The sequence below is a fragment of the Dietzia sp. NPDC055340 genome (assembly GCF_053645335.1).
Map to the genome: position 1 here is coordinate 68432 of NZ_JBSHML010000005.1, position 17399 is coordinate 85830.

A 17399-nucleotide genomic window follows, 5' to 3' on the forward strand; every position below is an offset into this window, starting at 1 on the left:
CGCCTGAGCTTTCCTCGAGCGGATGCGAACAGACGCGGACTGCCCCAGACTCACGAGCATGGACACCGAGCATGAGGACGACCGCGAACGCGACTACGACCCGGACACGGTCGGCGACCATGACGAGAACACCCTCGACGGCAGCGAGGGGCTCGACGCCGACGTCATCACCACTGACGGCGAGGACCTCACCGTTGAGGCCCCCGAGACGTGGATCCCTGCCGAGGAGCACCACGACCTCGACGACAAACTTGCAGCCGAACGACCTGACGTCGACGAGAAAGCCGGGACGGCCGACGCCGAGCCGGATGCGGAGCGCCACGACCCGATAGATGACCTCGACCCTGAAGGGGAGACACGCGTCCTGGGCGAGAACTGAGTCGGGCGCGCGACCGCCGACTGGCTCATCACAGGGACCGATGTCGGGAGGGAGTGCCGAGCAATGCAGCAGGAATCGATCGCGGAGGCCATGAGCGCCCAGGATCGTCGCCGCTTCCTGCCGTCCGAGGTCGCCGAGTTCCACGACAGTGACCGTCCGCTGCCCATCGGGTACGGCCAGACCAACTCCCAGCCGTCGACGGTGGCCGCGATGCTCGACCTCCTCGAGCCGTTCCCCGGGATGCGCGCCCTGGACGTGGGCTCCGGAAGCGGGTGGACGGCGGCGATCCTCGGCGAACTCGGCGGGGCCGACTCCCGCATCTTCGCGGTGGAGCGCATCCCCGAATTGGTCGAGCGCTCCCGCGAGGCGATCGACCAGCCGTGGGTCTCCGTGCACCGGGCCTCGTCTGACGCACTCGGCCTCCCGGAGCTGGCGCCGTTCGACCGCATCCTCGTCTCGGCGATGGCGGAGGACGCACCCGCTCAGCTGATGGACCAGCTGGCCGACGGCGGCATCATGGTGGCGCCGTGGAACGAGGTCATGCACCGGGTACGCCGGGTCGGGGGCCGGATCGAGATCACCGAACACGGCGGCTACACCTTCGTGCCCCTCATCCACACCCGATTCTGACCTGCGCCCGCTGACGCTTATCCTGAACGGTGGTTTTACCCGTTCGAGAATCCAGGAGCGTCAATGGCCGAGTTCGTCTATGAGGACCTCCTCCCGATCGGGGAGGACACCACGGAGTACCGCCTCCTGACCACCGAGGGCGTATCCACCGTGGAGGGTCCGGACGGGACGACGTTCCTGCGTGTGGAGCCCGAGGCCATCCGTCTGCTCACCGAGACGGCGATGCACGACATCTCCCACTACCTCCGTAGTGACCACCTGCAGCAGGTCGCGAGCATCCTCGAGGACCCGGAGGCCAGTGACAACGACAAGTTCGTCGCCCTGGATCTGCTCAAGAACGCGAACATCGCCGCCGGTGGCGTCCTACCCATGTGTCAGGACACCGGCACGGCGATCGTCAAGGGCGAGCGCGGCCAGCGCGTACTCACCCAGGGTCCCGACGAGGAGACCGTCTCGCGCGGCGTCTACGACGCGTTCACCCGCCTCAATCTCCGGTACTCGCAGAACGCCCCGCTGACGATGTGGGACGAGAAGAACACCGGCCACAACCTGCCGGCCCAGATCGAGATCGGCGCCGACACCACTCCCGGCCACGAGAACTCCTACAAGTTCCTGTTCATGGCCAAGGGCGGCGGGTCCGCCAACAAGTCGTTCCTCTACCAGGAGACCAAGGCGATCCTGAACCCCGAGCGGATGATGCAGTTCATCGAGGATAAGATCCGCTCGATCGGCACCGCTGCCTGCCCGCCCTACCACCTCGCGATCGTCGTGGGCGGCACCTCGGCCGAGTACACGGTCAAGACCGCCAAGCTCGCTTCGGCCCACTACCTGGACGAACTGCCCACCTCCGGCGCCATGACGGGCCGCGGCTTCCGCGATCTCGAGCTCGAGGAGAAGGTCTTCGAACTCACGCAGAAGATCGGCATCGGCGCCCAGTTCGGCGGCAAGTACTTCTGCCACGACGTGCGCGTGGTCCGACTGCCCCGGCACGGAGCCTCGCTGCCCGTCGCGATCGCCGTGTCTTGCTCCGCCGACCGTCAGGCCAAGGCCAAGATCACCCCCGAGGGCGTGTTCCTGGAGCAGCTCGAGTTCAACCCGGGCCAGTACCTGCCCGCCACGACCGACGCCGAGCTGGATGCCGCCACCGACGGCATCTCGGGCACTGGCAAGGGCGCCGCGGTGCGGATCGACCTGAACAAGCCGATGCCGGAGATCCTCGCCGAGCTGAGCAGGCACCCGGTCAAGACCCGCCTGTCGCTGACCGGCCCGCTGGTCGTGGCCCGCGACATCGCGCACTCCAAGATCAAGGAGCGCCTCGACGCCGGCGAGGAGATGCCGCAGTACCTCAAGGACCACCCGGTGTACTACGCCGGCCCGGCCAAGACCCCCGAGGGCATGCCGTCGGGCTCCTTCGGCCCCACCACGGCCGGCCGCATGGACTCCTACGTCGAGCAGTTCCAGGCCGCCGGCGGCTCCATGGTCATGCTGGCCAAGGGCAACCGCTCCAAGCAGGTCACGGACGCGTGTGCGGCCCACGGTGGCTTCTACCTGGGGTCCATCGGTGGCCCGGCGGCCCGCCTGGCGCAGGACTGCATCAAGCACGTCGAGGTCATCGAGTACGAGGAGCTCGGCATGGAGGCGGTGTGGAAGATCGACGTGGAGGACTTCCCCGCGTTCATCGTCGTGGACGACAAGGGCGAGGATTTCTTCGCCCACACCGGCGAGGTCACGCTGACGATCGGCAAGCGCCCCGGCCTGTAGGACCGGCAGCGCCCGGGGAGGCGGTTCAGCCTGCCCGGGCGGCGGCCTCCAGGGGCTCGAGGTCCAGCTTGACCATGTCCATCATGGTGGCGAACGCGCGGCGCGCGGCCTCACCGTCGCCCGAGCGCCACACGTCATAGAGGAACACCGGGACGACCTGCCAGCGCACCCCGTAGCGGTCGATCAGCCATCCACACTGGAGTGCCCGCCCACCGCCGGCCAGCAGGCCGTTCCAGTAGTGATCGATCTCGGACTGGTCGGTGCACCGGATCTCGAGCTACATCGCGTTGGTGTACTCGACCCCCGGCCCGCCGTCGAGTCCGATAAACGGCCGGCCGTCCAACTCGAACTCGACGAGCGCCACCTCCCCGGCCTTCTGCCCCGGCGTGTCGACGGGGCTGGTGTCCACGAACGTCACCCGCGAGCGGGGGAACACGGAGCAGTAGAATTCGGCCGCCTCGCGTGCCGTGCCGTCGAACCAGAGGCATGTCGTCATCTCGGCCATCGGGGTCTTCTCCTCCCCGGCCGCCGCGCGGACCCGGCGGCGCTCCGACACCCCCAGTCTGCTCCGCGGGGTCGACGCCGGGAAGGGGGTACCGGTTGCGATCCGGCCACAGACCCGGTGGGGGCCGGGCGACTAAGATCGGCGGGTATGGACAGGATCACGCGCGTCCTCGCCGCCCTCTCCCTCGCCGCGGTCGCCGGTGCGGGCCTCAGCGCCTGTGCGGGTGGCGATGGGGGATCAGGTGACACCGCCGCGTCGGAGACGGCGGCGATGAGTACGACGACGACAACGCCGCCGGGCGGTTCGGCCACAGTGCCCGGACCTGCCGGGGACGAGGTACGCGTCCCGGGCGCTGTCGCCGAGCGCTGGGCGGAGCTCGGCGGCGTCGAGGGCGAACTCGGTGGCGCCACCGGCCCCGCCGAGGATGTCGACGGCGGATCGATCACCGGGTTCGAACGGGGCGCGCTCGTCCAGACGCCCTCGGGCAGGGCCTTCCTGGTCCAGGGCGAGATCCTCACCGCCTACCTCGAGGCCGGCGGCCCCGGCGGTGAGCTCGGCTTCCCGACAGCGGATGAGGCCACGACCGATGGCGGCTGGATCTCCACGTTCGACGGCGGCGTGATCACCTATCTCGACGGCGTCGCCGAGGTTGAACTGAACTGATCCGCCGCACAGTCGCCTGTCCGGGGACACGCGCCCGGCCGGGGGTGGGGCCGGGTTGGCGCGGCGTCCCGGATGGGGTGCCACGGCGGTAACGTGCCCCCTCGTGACCTCGACCCCCTCGCCCGACCCCGCCCGGCCCGACCGCTCCGCAGAACCCACTGCCACGCGCACGCTGCCCGGAACGATGCTCGTCGCCCTGGCCCTCGCCGGCGCGATCGGGCCGTTTGCGACCGACACCTATCTGCCGGCGCTACCGCTGATCGTCGAGGAGTTCGACGTCACGGCCTCCACTGCGCAGCTCACGCTCACCGCATTCATGGTGGCGCTGGCCGTGGGTCAGCTGGTGATCGGCCCGCTGTCGGACCGGCTGGGTCGCCGCGGGCTACTCATCGCGGGATCCGTCGGCACCCTCCTCGCAGCGGTGGCGTGCGCGCTCGCCCCGTCGATCTGGGTCCTGGTTCTCGCCCGGGTCGCCCAGGGCTTCTTCGGCGCCGCCGGCATCGTGCTGGGCAAGGCCATCGTGGTGGACGTGGGCCGCGGGCCGGGGGTGACCAAGGCCTTCGCCACGCTCATGGCCATCCAGTCGGTGGCGCCGGTGATCGCGCCGCTGTTCGGCGGGGCCGTGGTCCCCTTCGGCGGCTGGCGCGGGGTGTTCTGGTTGCTCGCCGGGCTGTCCGCCATCACGCTCGTCGGCGTGATCGCCGCCATCCCGGAGTCGCTGAGCGTCGAGGACCGCCGGGCCGGTGACCTCAGGTCGACTCTGGCCGACATGCGCGAGGTGGCCACGTTCGGCCCTTTCCTCGCCCGGGTGTCGACCTTCGTGTTCACCTTCGGCGTGCTGTTCGCCTACATCTCGGCCAGCCCGTTCATCTATCAGGACATGGCAGGCCTGTCTCCCAGTGCGTACTCGGTGGCGTTCACCGTCAACTCCCTGGGCATCCTCGTGTCGAACATCGCCAGTGCGCGACTGGCCGGTCGGTTCGCCGCCGAGAAGATCCTGTACACCGGCGTGGCCGGAATGGTCACGGCGATCGTCTACCTCGTCGTCGTCGTGGCCCTCTCCCCCGCCGGCACCCTGGGGCTGGTACCGGTCACTGCGGGGTTCATCCTGCTCACCCTGTCGATCGGGGCCGTCCTCCCCAACGCCGCGGCCCTGTCCATGCAGGCCACCGTCGGGCGCTCGGGCACCGGATCGGCGCTGCTCGGCGCCGCCCAGTTCCTCCTCGCCGCGATCGTCTCGCCGCTCACCGGCCTCGCCGGACCGCACTCGGCGATCCCCATGCTCCTCGTGATGGGAGTCAGCGCCGCGCTCGTCCTGCTGGCGGTGCGCGCGATGATCAGCCGGCCACTGCGCGCCACGTGAGCGCGGCAGCGAGCGCACCGACGGCGTTGAACGCCCAGTGCAGGCCGATGGGGGCCAGCAGGCTCCGACTGCGACGGCGGAACCAGATGAAGCCGGCACCTGCGACCGAGGTCGCGACCACGGCCAGGGCGATTCCCGCGAGCTGACCGCCCAGGCCGGTGCCCAACAGTCCTGACAGGCCGGCGTTGCCCGAGGTCAGCCCCAGCGACGTGGTGACGTGCCACAGGCCGAACGCGATCGACCCCACCACGAAGACACCCTTGGTGCCGAACGTGCGCTCGAGCGCTCCCTGCAGCACGCCGCGGAACGCGAACTCCTCCGGCAGGACGGTCATGAGCGGGATGAGCACGAGCGCGGAGAATACCGCCATCCGCAGGTCCGAGTAGCGCTCCGACAGGAAGAACGGGCTCGTCGCGGGGATGAGACAGCCCGCCGTGACCACCGCGGCGACGGCGGCGGTCGCCGCGACGCCGTACGCCAGCCCGCGGGGCATGTGCCGAAGAGACAGACCGAGCTCCGACCAGTGCATCCCGCGCGCCTTGACCACTGCCACGAGCGCGAGGACCGAGATCGGGATGACCCACTCGCGGTGGGCGAGATCGGCGAGGTTCGCGGTGAGGTTGATCGCCGCCAACGCGCCGAGGACCCCGACGACCCCGGCCACCCCCCGGAGGCGGAGGCGGCGGGACGGGAGCGGGTGCGGCGAGCTCATCAGCGCGACCATACCGCTCCCGACGTCCATACCGCGGGTATCGTGACCCACACGACGTCCTTCGGTGAGACGGGATTCCAGATATGACGACGGTGACGACGACCGCGTCGCGTGCGCTGAGCGGCGCGCTGACCGGTGCCCGGCGACAGGTGGGTCTCGTGGTGCGGTCGCGGATCGCGGGCGACGACGCGGCGGCCGGTCGGCAGCGCATCTGGCACTCCGAGGGTGCGAGATGGAACGACCCCGGGGACGCGATCTGCCGGGTCAACGGCGACGCGTCCATGTTCGCGGCGGGCCTGACCGCGCTCCTGCTCCAGTCGCTGCATCCACTGGCGATGGCCGGAGTGGCCGATCACAGCGACTACCGGGGGGATCCGTGGGGGCGACTGCAGCGGACGTCCGGCTTCATCGCCACCACGACGTTCGGCACGATCGCCGACGCCTCCGACCTCATCCGCACCATCAACGGGGTGCACCGCTCGGTGGTGGGCGTCGACCACCGCGGGCGACCGTATGACGCACGGGACCCGCACCTGCTGCGGTGGGTGCACGTGGCCGAGATCTGGAGCTTCCTCGAATGCCACCGCCTGTACGGGCGGGAACGGCTCACCCCCGGGCTGCGGGACGACTACGTCCGCCAGTCCGCACGGACCGGGCTGATGCTGGGCGCCCGCGACGTCCCGACCACCGCACACGAACTCGACCGGGCGCTGTCGGGATATCTCCCCGAGCTCGAGTCCTCCCCCGCCGCGCTGGATGCCCGGCACTTCATCCTCGACGAACCGCCCGTCGGATGGACCGACAAGCCGGTGTACACCCTGCTGCGCCACGGCGCGGTGGCCGCGTTGCCGCAGTGGGCCCGACGGATGCTCGAGCTGCCGGACGGCCCGCGGGGGTCGCACCGCCTGGGCGTGGCACTCGGCCGGAGAGGGGTCTCCACCCTGCGATGGGTACTGGACGCGGTCGACGACTGACGTCGGTCATCCGCCGCGTCGCACGGTGGCCGGCAGCGGATGTCGCATCGCGGCGATACCCTGTGACGGTCCGCCTGTTTTTCACAGGCCGGGCACCACAGCGGGGTGGCCCCGCCCAGATCAGTGAGGACATGATGGCCGGAGGACTCGCAGCACTGCTCGACGACGTCGCGGTACTCGCCCGCATGGCCGCGGCCAGTGTCGACGATGTCGCGGCCGCCGCCGGCCGCGCATCGGTCAAGGCGGCCGGCGTCGTGGTGGACGACACCGCGGTGACCCCGCAGTACGTCCGGGGCGTCGAGCCGTCGCGGGAGCTGCCGATCATCCGCCGCATCGCGACCGGGTCGTTGGGCAACAAGGCGGTCATCATCGTCTTCGCGCTGTTGCTCAGCCAGTTCGTTCCGTGGCTGCTTACCCCGATCCTCATGCTCGGCGGTCTCTACCTGAGCTTCGAGGGCGCGGAGAAGGTGTGGGAGCGCGTCTCCGGCCACCATCAGGATGAGACCCCGGTGGTCGAGAGGGGGCCCGATGCGGAGAAGAAGCTGATCCGCAGCGCGGTGACCACCGACTTCATCCTCAGCGCCGAGATCATGGTGATCGCCCTCAACGAGATCGCCGGCGAGGCGTTCTGGTCGCGGGCGGTCATCCTTGTCGTGGTGGGCCTGGCTATCACCGCCCTCGTCTACGGTGTGGTCGCCGTGATCGTGAAGATGGACGACCTCGGGCTGCATCTCGCGGGCAAGGACTCCCCCGGTGTGCAGAAGTTCGGCCACGGCCTCGTCAGGTCCATGCCCACCATCCTCAACGTGATCGGGTTCGTGGGCATGCTCGCCATGCTCTGGGTCGGCGGGCACATCCTCCTCGTGGGCCTCGACGAGCTCGGGGTCACCGGCCCCTACCACCTGGTTCACGTCCTGGCGGATCCCGCCGCCGGGATCGCCGGGGTCGGGGCATTCCTGAGCTGGCTCGTCAGCACCGTGTGCTCGGCGGTCTTCGGCCTGATCGTGGGCGCCGTGATCGTCGCCGTCACCCATCTCGTCCCGCGCCGGGGCGGCGAGCCGGACCCCGCCGCCTGATGTTGCTCACCGTCGGACACGGGCGCCTCGAGCACGACGAGCTCGCCGCGCTCCTCACCGGCGCCGGAATCGAGCTGCTGGTGGACATCCGGCGCTTCCCCGGGAGCCGTGCCAACTCCGCGGCGGCCAGAGGCGCGGTCCCGAAGATCACCGCAGACGCCGGGATCGACTACCGGTGGGAGGAGGATCTCGGCGGTCGGCGGACCCTCACCGCCGCCCAGCGCCGGGCCTCCCCGGACACATGGTGGCGGGTCGAGGCGTTCCGCGCCTACAGCGCGTGGACCCGCGACCCGGCGTTCCGGTCCGCCCTCGACCGGGTGGTGGCCGACGCCCGCACGCGACGCACCGTCGTGATGTGTTCCGAATCCGTGTGGTGGCGGTGCCACCGGCGGATCGTCGCCGACGTGGTCTCGACGGTGCACGAGTTGCCCGTCGGCCACCTCATGCACTCCGGCCGGATCAACACGCACACCCCCAGCGAAGGGTTGCGGCTGGACGAGGGCGCTGAGCCGGTCTGGGACAGGTGACACCGCCGCCCTAAATGGGCGGCGCCGGGGTGGCCTACCCTCTGAAGGCATGAACTCCCCCGCGTCCCTCGCCCCCAACCTGGCCCCCGTGCGCATGATCCTCGGAACCTGGACAGGACAGGGGGCGGGCTCCTACCCGACGATCGACGACTTCTCCTATACCGAGGAGATCACCTTCACCGACGTCGGCAAGCCGTTCCTGCACTACGTCCAGAAGACCCGGGGCCCCGCAGGGAACCCGATGCACACCGAAACAGGGTTTCTGCGGATCCCCGGAGACGGGACCGCCGAGTTCGTGATCGCCCAACCCACCGGGCAGGCCGAACTCGGTGAGGGCACCGTGCATGCCGAAGCGGGCTCCGTGGTCCTCGAGTTCGCCGCGAGCCTGCTCAACAGCGCCACCGCCAAACAGGTGACCTCGACCCGGCGGCGCTACGAGTTCGTCGGCGACGCGGTCACCACCACGTTCGCCATGGCCGCCGTCGGGCAACCGATGACGCACCATCTGCGCTCCGAGATGCGCCGATCCTGACCGTCACCGCCGGGTCGCGTCGACCGCGCCCCGGGCCGGGCCGCGCTGATGGCGCTAGCGCGCGGTGCCGCCCCGCAGTAGCAGTCGGGACAGGGAGTCGAGCGCGAAGCCGAGGACGCCGATCACGAGGATCACCGCCATCACCTGGTCGTACGCCAGCTGGTCACGGGCATTGAGGATCTGGTAACCCAGTCCCGAACGCACGCCCAGCATCTCCGCCGGCACCAGGACGATCCAGGCGGTACCCAGTGCCAGTCGGATGCCGCCGAGGATCGACGGCCGAACCGCGGGGATCACGACGCGGGTGAGCCGCTCCCAGCCACTCGCTCCCATCGTCCGGGCCACGTCGAGGTATCCGGGGTCCATGGCCTGGACGCCGGCGGAGGTCGAGAGCATGATCGGCCAGATCGCGGCGGCGGCGACGAGGAAGATCACCGGCTCGTTCCCGATGCCGAACACCGCGATGGCGACCGGTGCCCATGACAGTGGCGAGATCATGCGGAGGAACTGCACGAGCGGGCCCGCGACCGCCTCCGCGCGGCGCCGAAGCCCCAACCACAGTCCGAGCGGGACGCCGAGGAGTGCTGCCGCCGCGAGGCCGGCGACGAGCCGGTAGAGGCTGACCGAGGCGTCGGAGAGCAGCACCCCTCGATCGAGCAGATCGCCGAGGCCGAACCAGGTGCGGGCGGGTGACATGCCGCTGATCACCGGGTCGTCGGTGACCAGCCCGGAGGTGAGCAGCGCCCACACGCCGAGCCCCAGCACCAGGCCCAGGAGTCCCGCCCCCCACCGCGCAGCGAGGGCCGAGCCGGCCGTCGTGGGACCACCCTTGGAGCGATCGCCGCGACGGCGGCGTGCCTCGCGGGGGCTCGACGCCGCGAGCCCATCCGTGTCCGGGCCCCCGCCCGGGTGGGAGGTCGTGTGCGTGCGGGTCATGAGAGCAACCGTTCGTGTCGGGTGAGCGAGGTGGGGAGTCCGAGGGCGGCCGGTCCGCCGTGTCGTTCGATCGAGGCGCGGACGAACCTGTCGTCGACGAGTTCGCGGTGAACCCTCGCCGGGTCGAGGCCGTCCAGGAATCGGGTCTCACCGTCGACGACCGTCTGGCGCATCTGGCGGACCAGCTCCTCGGTGAAGCTCGGGAACGGGTACGGGTGGAAGTCGATCCGGGGCCTGTCGGGGCCTCCCGCGGGATCGGCGACCGTCCCGGCCATGGCGACCTCCACGGCCGCCGGGGGCTGCGGGAGGTACCCCTTACCGGACAGGATCGCGGCGGCGGCCGAGCGATCGGCCCGGATCCCCAATTGCGCGGCGACCGCCGAGTCGACCAATGCCTGGACCGTGTCCGGGCGGTTGTCGATGAGATCCTCGTGCACGACCGTCACGCAACAGGCGTGATCGCGCCACACCTCATCCAGGAGCATGTGCAGGGAGCCGACTCCCCTGGCGACCGCGCCGGCGTTGAACGGGTCCGCCACGGTGAACGCCGAGATCGACCCGGTGGCCAACGCCGGGATCATGTCGGCGGGCCCCATCACCACGAGCTCGACGGTTCCGTCCCCACGGCTCGGAGCCGTTCGCGCGACGGGGGTCAGGCCATTCGCCCGCAGCACCCGCTGCAGGAGCATGTTGTGGATCGACCACCAGCCCGGGATCGCGACCTGCGTGCCGGCGAGCTCCGAGACATCGTTGATATGCGGCGCGACGGTGATCGCGCCGCCGCCGGTGTGGTTCCAGCTCACCATCTTCACGTCGGCGCCGAGGACGTAGCGCAGCTGCACCGCCGACGGCATGAGCAGATGGATCAGATCCACCTGCTTGGTGAGGAAGGCCTCCATGAGCGACGACCAGGAGCGGAAGAGCACCGGCCGCCCGACGATGAGCTTCTGCTGCTCGAAGTATCCGTCCCCGTGTGCGACGAGTAGTGGCGCGGCGTCGGTGATCGGCAGGTAGCCGATCCGCAGCTCTTCTGTCGCGACCCCGCGCGGGGCGGTCGCCGCGGAGACGAGGTTGCCCAACGTCGCCGCGCCGCCGAGGGCTCCGGCCCCCACCGCGAGTGCGCCGCCGGTACGCAGCAGCGAGCGTCGGTCGAGTACGGGGCCGCGCGCCCCCGGATCATTCTTCATCGCCGTTGTCAGGCCGTCCGGTACGCGGCCAGGATCTCCCCACGCAGCGCCGGGTCCGAGTCGGTGGCGCCGTGGGAGGTGTTGGTCCACTCCCGCTGCACCCGACCGGACGAGCCCAGCAGGGCGATGCGGGAGCCGACCACCAACGCCTCGTCCACGTCGTGGGTCACCATGACCGTGGTGACGCCGAGGTCTGCGGTCACACCGACCAGCCAGCGTTGGGAGTCGGCCCGGGTCACCGGGTCGAGCGCGCTGAACGGCTCGTCGAGGAGAAGGATCTCCGGACGCGTCGCCGCGGCCCGGACGACGGCGACGCGCTGTGCCTGACCACCGGAGATCTGGTCCGGTCGTGAATCAGCCAGTTCCGCGATCCCGAAGTTCTCGAGCAGCTCGTCGACATGCCCGGAGGTCACCCGTCCGCGGAGGGCACGGAACCGGGCGCCCAGGGCGACGTTCTCGCGTACCGACAACCACGGGTAGAGCAGCGGCTTCTGGAAGACCACGGCATAGGAGTGCTCGTTGCCGTCCGCCATGGACTGCGAGCCCACCCGCAGGGCACCGCCCGCCGGCTCCTCGAGGCCGGCCAGCATGCGCAGCAGGGTCGATTTGCCGACGCCGGAGGGCCCGAGCAGCACCAGCGACTCACCGGCGCGGACCCGGAGCTCGAGGTCGTCGAACAGGGTCCGCCCGCCGGGGAGCCGGTGCTGCAGACCGGTCACGCTCACGGCGACCGGTCGCTCGAGGACCGCTGAACTCACGCGACCACCCCGAGGCGGTCCAGCTCCCAGCGGAGCTGGGACTGCGACGGCGACTGCACCGGAAGGAAGGCCGCCTCGCGCATACGGCGGTTGGCCGGAGCCCCCTGCGCGTAGCCCATCCCGCCGCAGAGGATCGCCTCGAGCCGGGTCGCGGCGGGTGCGATCTCCGCGCCATCCAGACGCAGCAGCAACAGGTCGGTGAGCGACGCCCTGTGCTGCGCGGCCGCGAGGCGGTGGAGCTCGGAGTGCATGTGCTCGTGCCGGCCCGCCAGCGCTTCGTGCTCGTCCGAGTAGAAGGCCCCGAGTCCCTCGAGCCGCCCCTCGGCCTCGGTGAGCGAGCGGGCGCCCACGCCGGAACAGAAGGCCGCCTGGAGGACGAGGAACTGCGGTCGCACGCCAGACAGGAAGTCGCCGAGGTCCTCGCCCAACACCTGCTGATCGGGCACCACGACGCCGTCGAGTCCGATCATCGTGGAGGCCGTCGCGTTGAGCGCGAGCAGGTCGGGAGCCGTACGGATCTCGACGCCGGGGGTCGAGGCCCCGAAGGTCAGGACGAGGCTGCGGCCGTCCTCGGTGTTGGCCGCCAGCACGATGGTGCTGTCCGGGTACACGTTGGACGCCCACGCGATCGGTCCGTCGATCCGGTAGCCACCGTCGACCGGGGTGGCGGTGATGGGCACGTTGCCGAGTCCGACGACCTGCCGCTGCGCGGCGGCCATGCCGGTCACCCCCGGCCGGACGCCGTCGGCGACCGCCCGGTAGCTCTGTTGAGCGGCCTCGGATCGGTCAGCGGCATGTCGGAGGTAGGCCGCGGTCATCCGCTGCGCCCAGGCGCCGAACGCCACGGCCAGACTCTCCGTCGCCACGGCTTCGATGATCGTCGCGGCGACGGGGACCGGCGTGCGGTCGACGTCGAAGAGTCCGAGACCGGCGAGTGCGGCGATGTCCTCCCGCAGGTCCGCGTCAGCGCGGTCCAGGGCGGAGGCCCGCGCGGCGATCGAGTCGATCACCGCGAGGAGCTCCGTCGCGTCGACGGAACCCAGATCGCCGGCGATCAGACGCGCCCGCGGGGCGCCGAGATCCGGGGTGAGAGTGCTGGCCGTGGGTGCGCTCATGCCAGCTCGTGTAGACGCGAAATCGGGGTGGACACGATCTCACGCGCCCGGACGACCGCGTCGGTGTCGGGGGCGTTGTAGAAGCACAGGCACTTGTCCGTGTCCTCACGGACGTAGGTGCGCAGGAATGAGACCTCGGGGATTTCGGCGTACTTCGGGGACTTCTCCTTCTTGCGGGTGAGGTAGGTGTCCATGTCGATCTCGGCCGGGATGTCCCACTCGACCAGGTAGCCGGCCTCGGGGCGGGCGGCCTTGATGGTCTCGAGGTCGGTGCCCACGAGGCGGACCTGGGCGGGCTCCGTGACCTCGGCGACGCCGAGCTTCGCGGCGTCCAGTGCGGGGGCCTCGGTGGCGCAGGCGCCGCCCGGGCCGTCGGCCAACTCCACGATGGTGAAGATCCGGGCGGCACCCTTGGTGATCTGGGTCTCGATGACCTCGACGCCCGCCTCGGTCAGCGTGGCGGCGATGGCGTCGATAAGCGCAGAGGGATCGGCCTGCTGCTCCTGGGACGGGGTGGTCTCGTACAGGAAGAGGGTCATGTCGTGTCCTTTCCGGGGACTTCTCGTGTCGGCCAGGGTAGGCAGGGACAGACCGTTCTGTCTACTAGCGCGCCCGATCGCCCCCGTTTGCGGGTCAGGTGGGTGAACACTGGGAGAACGGCGCTGCCCGGGGCCGCCGTGATAACTACGGTCGGAGGCATGCGTACTGTCTTCCGTTCCAAGCTCGACGAGTTCTCCGACCAGCTTGTCCGCTATTGCGAGACCAACACCACGCTCCTCGAACGCGCGACCGTGGCGCTCCTGGAGCGCGACGAGGTGGCGGCGACCGAGGTCATCGACGGCGCCACCCAGCTCGAAGAGCTCCGCGAGGTCAGCGAACAGCACGCGTTCGAGCTGCTCCTCCTGGAGGCGCCGGTCGCGCGGGATCTCCGTCAGGTCGTCTCGGGGATCTATATCGTCGAGCACTTCACACGGATGGCCGCCCTCGCCGGCCACATCGCCCGCGTGGCCCGTCGCCGCCACCCCGAAGCCGTGGTCCCGGAGCAGGTCGTCCCCCTCATCCGGGAGCTCGCCGAGCGCGATATCGCGATGTCCCGTCAGCTCACCGACCTGTTCGGCGACCGCGACGTGAACAAGGCCCTGCTCCTGGATTCCCAGGACGATGCCGTGGACGGGCTCCACGCCACGCTGATGCAGCAGCTCTCCAACGAGGACTGGCCCTATGGCTCGGTCGCGGCGGTGGACCTGGCGCTGCTGGCCCGCTACTACGAGCGCTTCGCCGATCACACCGTGAGCATCGCGAACCGTCTAGTCTACCTCGCCACCGGCGAGCTGCCCGACAACGGTTCGCTGTCCCACCTCGACGACGGCACGGTCCTCGACTGATCCCCCGCCGCCGCCACCGACTCGCCCCGGCGGCTGATCATCAGCCGGCGGGGCGAGTCGTCTGATCGATGCACCCTCAGCGGCAGATCGCGCCCTCGGAGGCGGACTGGACCAGCTTCGAGTACTTGGCGAGGACGCCACGGGTGTAGCGAGGCGGCAGCGGCTCCCATCCGTCCTTGCGTCCCTCCAGCACCGTCTCGTCGACCAGGAGCTCGAGTGTGCCGTTCGAGACGTCCAGGCGGATCCGGTCCCCGTCGCGTACGAACGCGATCGGACCGCCGTCGACTGCCTCCGGCGCGATATGCCCGACGCACAGGCCGGTCGTCCCTCCGGAGAAGCGGCCGTCGGTCATGAGCAGCACGTCCTTGCCCAGCCCCGCGCCCTTGATCGCCCCGGTGATGGCCAGCATCTCGCGCATTCCGGGACCACCCTTGGGCCCCTCGTAACGGATGACGACGACATCGCCGGCGGTGATCGTCCCGTCCTCGAGCGCGTCCATCGCGGCGCGCTCTCGCTCGAAGACCCGCGCGGTGCCCTCGAAGACATCCGAGTCGAAGCCCGCGGACTTGACCACCGCACCCTCCGGGGCGAGGGAGCCGCGCAGGATGGTGATGCCACCGGTCGGGTGGATCGGCTCGTTCATCGCACGCAGCACCAGGCCGTCCGGGTCCGGCGGCGAGATGTGCGCCAGGTTCTCGGCGACGGTCCTGCCGGTGACCGTCAGGCAGTCACCGTGCAGCAACCCGGCATCGAGTAGTGCCTTCATCACGACGGGCACGCCGCCGATCTTGTCGACGTCGTTCATCACGTGTGCACCGAACGGCTTGACGTCGGCCAGGTGCGGGACCTTGGCTCCGATGCGGGCGAAGTCGTCGAGGCTCAGCTCCACCTCCGCCTCGTTGGCGATCGCCAGAAGGTGCAGCACCGCGTTTGTCGAGCCACCGAATGCCATGACCACGGCGATGGCGTTCTCGAACGCCTCCTTGGTCATGATGTCGCGGGCGGTGATCCCGCGCCGCAGCATCTCCACCACGGCTTCGCCGCTGGCCTTGGCGAACCCGTCGCGACGACGGTCCGGCGCCGGCGGCGCGGCACTGCCGGGGAGGGACATCCCCATGGCCTCGGCGGCGCTGGCCATCGTGTTGGCGGTGTACATGCCGCCACAGGCGCCTTCGCCGGGACAGATGGCGCGCTCGATACTGTCCACGTCCTCGCGGCTCATCAGTCCCCGCGAGCAGGCCCCGACCGCCTCGAACGCGTCGATGATCGTGACCTGGCGCTCGGTCCCGTCCGACATCCTGGCGAAACCGGGCATGATCGACCCGGCGTAGAGGAAGACGCTGGCCAGGTCGAGACGCGCGGCGGCCATGAGCATGCCGGGCAGCGACTTGTCGCACCCGGCGAGCAGCACCGAACCGTCGAGCCGCTCGGCACTCATGACCGTCTCCACGCTGTCCGCGATGACCTCGCGGGACACCAGCGAGAAGTGCATACCCTCGTGGCCCATCGAGATGCCGTCGGAGACCGAGATGGTGCCGAACTCGAGCGGGTACCCCCCGCCTGCGTGGGTGCCCTCCTTGACCGCCTTGGCCAGCCGGTCCAGCGGGAGGTTGCACGGGGTGATCTCGTTCCACGACGACGCCACGCCGATCTGGGGCTTGACCCAGTCGTCGTCGCCCATCCCCACCGCTCGCAGCATCCCGCGCGCGGCGGTCTTCTCCAGGCCGTCGGTCACGTCGCGGCTGCGTGGCTTGATGTCGACTTCCGTCGTCGGGTTCTCGGATCGGGGGGTATCGGTTCCGGAGTTCATGGGGCCAGCCTAGGTACTCGGGCCGGACCCGCGCCGCCGGACGAGGCGGACGGGGTCAGCCCGACGACGAACCCAGAGCGGGGAACCGGTGCACCACGTGCTCGGAGAGTTCGTCGATCACCTCGCGGATCGGTCGCGTGCTCGCGCCCACACCCAGCAGAACGTGGTTCACACCGATCTGTCGGAGATCGTCGAGGTGCTGTACCAGCGCACGCCGGCCGAGCCGGAACCCGAAGTTGATCGGCGACGCCGTCTCGTCCGGGTCCTCGGACAGATCGACCTGCAGCGACTGCGCGAAGGGCTTGAAGGGGGCGTCCGCGACTCCTGCCGCCTCGACGAGCTCCCTCCATCGCGCGGCGGTGCGGCGCTGGGCGTCGAAGTCGCGCGGGTAGGTCATCCAGCCGTCCCCGTGCTCGGCGAGGTAGGTGACGCTCTGCTGACACGAACCGATCATGAGGATCGGCACGGACGCCGCGGTGGGCTTGGGCACCACGTCCGCACTGTGCATCCAGCCCCCCGGCCAGCGGATGCCGCGCATCTCCGTGCTGAGCGCGTGTCGGAGTACGCGCAGGTTCTCGCGGAACCGCTCGCCGCGTTCCCCCTGCTCGAGTCCGAACGCACGGAACTCCTCGGGCCGGTCGCCCGAGGCCAGCCCCAACAGGAAGCGACCACCGGTGATCCGGTCGAGGCTGGCGGCGGACTTGGCCACGTGCAGCGGGTGTCGGATCGACAGGACGATGCCGGCGGTCCCCAGCGCGATCCGCGAGGTGTGCGCCGCGATGTGGGACAGATGGATCCACGGGTCGTACACCTGCCCGAGGTCTCCGAACGACGGCACCCGCAGCGGTATGTCACGGACGTAGAGGGCGGCGAAGCCCCCGGCCTCGGCGGCGCGAGCGGCCTCGATCTGCGCGGCGAGATCCCCGACCGGCGCGTCGTCGCCCCGGCTTCGTAGTGGGAACCCCAGGCCGAGCGTGAGATGCCCGGGCGCGAAGGTGCGACGGAAGCCCGGGAGGTGGTGCGGGTCGTCGTCGGAGCGCGTGCAGAGCGGGGTCGTCATGCACCCACCTTGCACTAGGCTCACGC

18 protein-coding genes and 1 pseudogene are annotated in these 17399 nt (G+C 70.3%); 10 read left to right on the forward strand and 9 right to left on the reverse strand.

From position 1 onward, the window contains the following. Positions 1-58: 58 nt before the first annotated feature. The 3 genes from ACWIFB_RS04765 to ACWIFB_RS04775 all read left to right on the forward strand — a co-directional run bounded on the left by ACWIFB_RS04765 (position 59) and on the right by ACWIFB_RS04775 (position 2770). Positions 59-379, forward strand: coding sequence for a hypothetical protein (locus tag ACWIFB_RS04765; protein WP_452100723.1), 321 nt, complete (start codon positions 59-61; stop codon positions 377-379). Positions 380-442: 63 nt separating this feature from the next. Next, the gene (locus tag ACWIFB_RS04770; protein ID WP_452100724.1) at positions 443-1009 is read left to right on the forward strand and encodes a protein-L-isoaspartate O-methyltransferase family protein; all 567 of its coding nucleotides are present in this window, start codon (positions 443-445) and stop codon (positions 1007-1009) included. A gap of 63 nt (positions 1010-1072) precedes the next feature. Next, entirely contained in the window at positions 1073-2770 is a 1698-nt protein-coding gene (locus ACWIFB_RS04775; RefSeq protein ID WP_454057492.1) for a fumarate hydratase, read from the forward strand. Positions 2771-2795: 25 nt separating this feature from the next. Here the strand turns inward: ACWIFB_RS04775 and ACWIFB_RS04780 are convergent. After that, positions 2796-3275: pseudogene (locus ACWIFB_RS04780) on the reverse strand (VOC family protein). 147 nt (positions 3276-3422) lie between these two features. On the opposite strand from ACWIFB_RS04780, the gene ACWIFB_RS04785 reads away from it, so the two are divergent. Together ACWIFB_RS04785 and ACWIFB_RS04790 are read left to right on the forward strand one after the other, a co-directional pair. Beyond that, positions 3423-3938 carry an LGFP repeat-containing protein gene (locus tag ACWIFB_RS04785; RefSeq protein WP_452100728.1) on the forward strand — a complete coding sequence of 172 codons (516 nt, stop codon included), beginning with the start codon at positions 3423-3425 and terminating at the stop codon, positions 3936-3938. A 103-nt stretch (positions 3939-4041) separates the two neighbouring features. Beyond that, the gene (locus ACWIFB_RS04790; protein ID WP_454057493.1) at positions 4042-5301 is read left to right on the forward strand and encodes a multidrug effflux MFS transporter; all 1260 of its coding nucleotides are present in this window, start codon (positions 4042-4044) and stop codon (positions 5299-5301) included. Here the strand turns inward: ACWIFB_RS04790 and ACWIFB_RS04795 are convergent. Continuing rightward, complete coding sequence (locus tag ACWIFB_RS04795) at positions 5276-6013, reverse strand: CPBP family intramembrane glutamic endopeptidase (protein ID WP_452100730.1); 738 nt, start codon at positions 6011-6013, stop codon at positions 5276-5278. The genes ACWIFB_RS04790 and ACWIFB_RS04795 overlap by 26 nt on opposite strands. A gap of 83 nt (positions 6014-6096) precedes the next feature. On the opposite strand from ACWIFB_RS04795, the gene ACWIFB_RS04800 reads away from it, so the two are divergent. From ACWIFB_RS04800 to ACWIFB_RS04815, 4 genes are all read left to right on the forward strand, one after another. Further along, entirely contained in the window at positions 6097-6987 is an 891-nt protein-coding gene (locus ACWIFB_RS04800; protein WP_454057494.1) for an oxygenase MpaB family protein, read from the forward strand. 134 nt (positions 6988-7121) lie between these two features. Further along, positions 7122-8063, forward strand: coding sequence for a DUF808 domain-containing protein (locus ACWIFB_RS04805; RefSeq protein ID WP_452100732.1), 942 nt, complete (start codon positions 7122-7124; stop codon positions 8061-8063). Further along, positions 8063-8590: a DUF488 domain-containing protein gene (locus tag ACWIFB_RS04810; RefSeq protein ID WP_452100733.1), complete on the forward strand. Its 528-nt coding sequence runs from the start codon at positions 8063-8065 to the stop codon at positions 8588-8590. Before ACWIFB_RS04805 ends, ACWIFB_RS04810 begins: the two co-directional genes overlap by 1 nt. A gap of 49 nt (positions 8591-8639) precedes the next feature. Then, the gene (locus ACWIFB_RS04815; RefSeq protein WP_454057495.1) at positions 8640-9122 is read left to right on the forward strand and encodes an FABP family protein; all 483 of its coding nucleotides are present in this window, start codon (positions 8640-8642) and stop codon (positions 9120-9122) included. 54 nt (positions 9123-9176) lie between these two features. Here ACWIFB_RS04815 and ACWIFB_RS04820 read toward each other — a convergent pair whose 3' ends face one another. The 5 genes from ACWIFB_RS04820 to ACWIFB_RS04840 form a co-directional block, all read right to left on the reverse strand. Then, positions 9177-10058, reverse strand: a complete 882-nt coding sequence (locus ACWIFB_RS04820) for an ABC transporter permease (protein ID WP_454057496.1) — start codon at positions 10056-10058, stop codon at positions 9177-9179. Next, on the reverse strand, positions 10055-11245 hold the full coding sequence (locus ACWIFB_RS04825) for an ABC transporter substrate-binding protein (protein WP_452100736.1): 1191 nt from the start codon (positions 11243-11245) through the stop codon (positions 10055-10057). The genes ACWIFB_RS04820 and ACWIFB_RS04825 overlap by 4 nt, the downstream gene beginning before the upstream one ends. An 8-nt stretch (positions 11246-11253) precedes the next feature. Then, positions 11254-11925 (reverse strand): ABC transporter ATP-binding protein, encoded by a 672-nt coding sequence (locus tag ACWIFB_RS04830; protein ID WP_452100760.1) that lies wholly within the window; start codon positions 11923-11925, stop codon positions 11254-11256. A gap of 74 nt (positions 11926-11999) precedes the next feature. Further along, positions 12000-13118 (reverse strand): acyl-CoA dehydrogenase family protein, encoded by a 1119-nt coding sequence (locus ACWIFB_RS04835; protein ID WP_452100737.1) that lies wholly within the window; start codon positions 13116-13118, stop codon positions 12000-12002. Continuing rightward, positions 13115-13657 (reverse strand): DUF4242 domain-containing protein, encoded by a 543-nt coding sequence (locus ACWIFB_RS04840; RefSeq protein WP_452100738.1) that lies wholly within the window; start codon positions 13655-13657, stop codon positions 13115-13117. Before ACWIFB_RS04840 ends, ACWIFB_RS04835 begins: the two co-directional genes overlap by 4 nt. Positions 13658-13816: 159 nt before the next feature. Here ACWIFB_RS04840 and ACWIFB_RS04845 point away from each other — a divergent pair, with 159 nt between their 5' ends. Continuing rightward, positions 13817-14503 (forward strand): phosphate signaling complex PhoU family protein, encoded by a 687-nt coding sequence (locus ACWIFB_RS04845; protein WP_454057497.1) that lies wholly within the window; start codon positions 13817-13819, stop codon positions 14501-14503. 76 nt (positions 14504-14579) lie between these two features. On the opposite strand, the gene ilvD is transcribed toward ACWIFB_RS04845, so the two are convergent. Continuing rightward, positions 14580-16313: a dihydroxy-acid dehydratase gene (gene ilvD, locus ACWIFB_RS04850; protein ID WP_452100740.1), complete on the reverse strand. Its 1734-nt coding sequence runs from the start codon at positions 16311-16313 to the stop codon at positions 14580-14582. A 55-nt stretch (positions 16314-16368) separates the two neighbouring features. Then, positions 16369-17373, reverse strand: a complete 1005-nt coding sequence (locus ACWIFB_RS04855; protein ID WP_452100741.1) for an LLM class oxidoreductase — start codon at positions 17371-17373, stop codon at positions 16369-16371. Positions 17374-17399: the final 26 nt, after the last annotated feature.

Excerpts from the sequence above, each read along its gene's own strand:
- ACWIFB_RS04765 (WP_452100723.1), top strand. The coding sequence starts at position 59 with ATGGACACCGAGCATGAGGACGACCGCGAACGCGACTACGACCCGGAC.
- ACWIFB_RS04770 (WP_452100724.1), top strand. The coding sequence starts at position 443 with ATGCAGCAGGAATCGATCGCGGAGGCCATGAGCGCCCAGGATCGTCGC.
- ACWIFB_RS04775 (WP_454057492.1), top strand. The coding sequence starts at position 1,073 with ATGGCCGAGTTCGTCTATGAGGACCTCCTCCCGATCGGGGAGGACACC.
- ACWIFB_RS04785 (WP_452100728.1), top strand. The coding sequence starts at position 3,423 with ATGGACAGGATCACGCGCGTCCTCGCCGCCCTCTCCCTCGCCGCGGTC.
- ACWIFB_RS04795 (WP_452100730.1), bottom strand. The coding sequence starts at position 6,013 with ATGAGCTCGCCGCACCCGCTCCCGTCCCGCCGCCTCCGCCTCCGGGGG.
- ACWIFB_RS04800 (WP_454057494.1), top strand. The coding sequence starts at position 6,097 with ATGACGACGGTGACGACGACCGCGTCGCGTGCGCTGAGCGGCGCGCTG.
- ACWIFB_RS04805 (WP_452100732.1), top strand. The coding sequence starts at position 7,122 with ATGGCCGGAGGACTCGCAGCACTGCTCGACGACGTCGCGGTACTCGCC.
- ACWIFB_RS04810 (WP_452100733.1), top strand. The coding sequence starts at position 8,063 with ATGTTGCTCACCGTCGGACACGGGCGCCTCGAGCACGACGAGCTCGCC.
- ACWIFB_RS04815 (WP_454057495.1), top strand. The coding sequence starts at position 8,640 with ATGAACTCCCCCGCGTCCCTCGCCCCCAACCTGGCCCCCGTGCGCATG.
- ACWIFB_RS04820 (WP_454057496.1), bottom strand. The coding sequence starts at position 10,058 with ATGACCCGCACGCACACGACCTCCCACCCGGGCGGGGGCCCGGACACG.
- ACWIFB_RS04825 (WP_452100736.1), bottom strand. The coding sequence starts at position 11,245 with ATGAAGAATGATCCGGGGGCGCGCGGCCCCGTACTCGACCGACGCTCG.
- ACWIFB_RS04835 (WP_452100737.1), bottom strand. The coding sequence starts at position 13,118 with ATGAGCGCACCCACGGCCAGCACTCTCACCCCGGATCTCGGCGCCCCG.
- ACWIFB_RS04840 (WP_452100738.1), bottom strand. The coding sequence starts at position 13,657 with ATGACCCTCTTCCTGTACGAGACCACCCCGTCCCAGGAGCAGCAGGCC.
- ACWIFB_RS04845 (WP_454057497.1), top strand. The coding sequence starts at position 13,817 with ATGCGTACTGTCTTCCGTTCCAAGCTCGACGAGTTCTCCGACCAGCTT.
- ilvD (WP_452100740.1), bottom strand. The coding sequence starts at position 16,313 with ATGAACTCCGGAACCGATACCCCCCGATCCGAGAACCCGACGACGGAA.
- ACWIFB_RS04855 (WP_452100741.1), bottom strand. The coding sequence starts at position 17,373 with ATGACGACCCCGCTCTGCACGCGCTCCGACGACGACCCGCACCACCTC.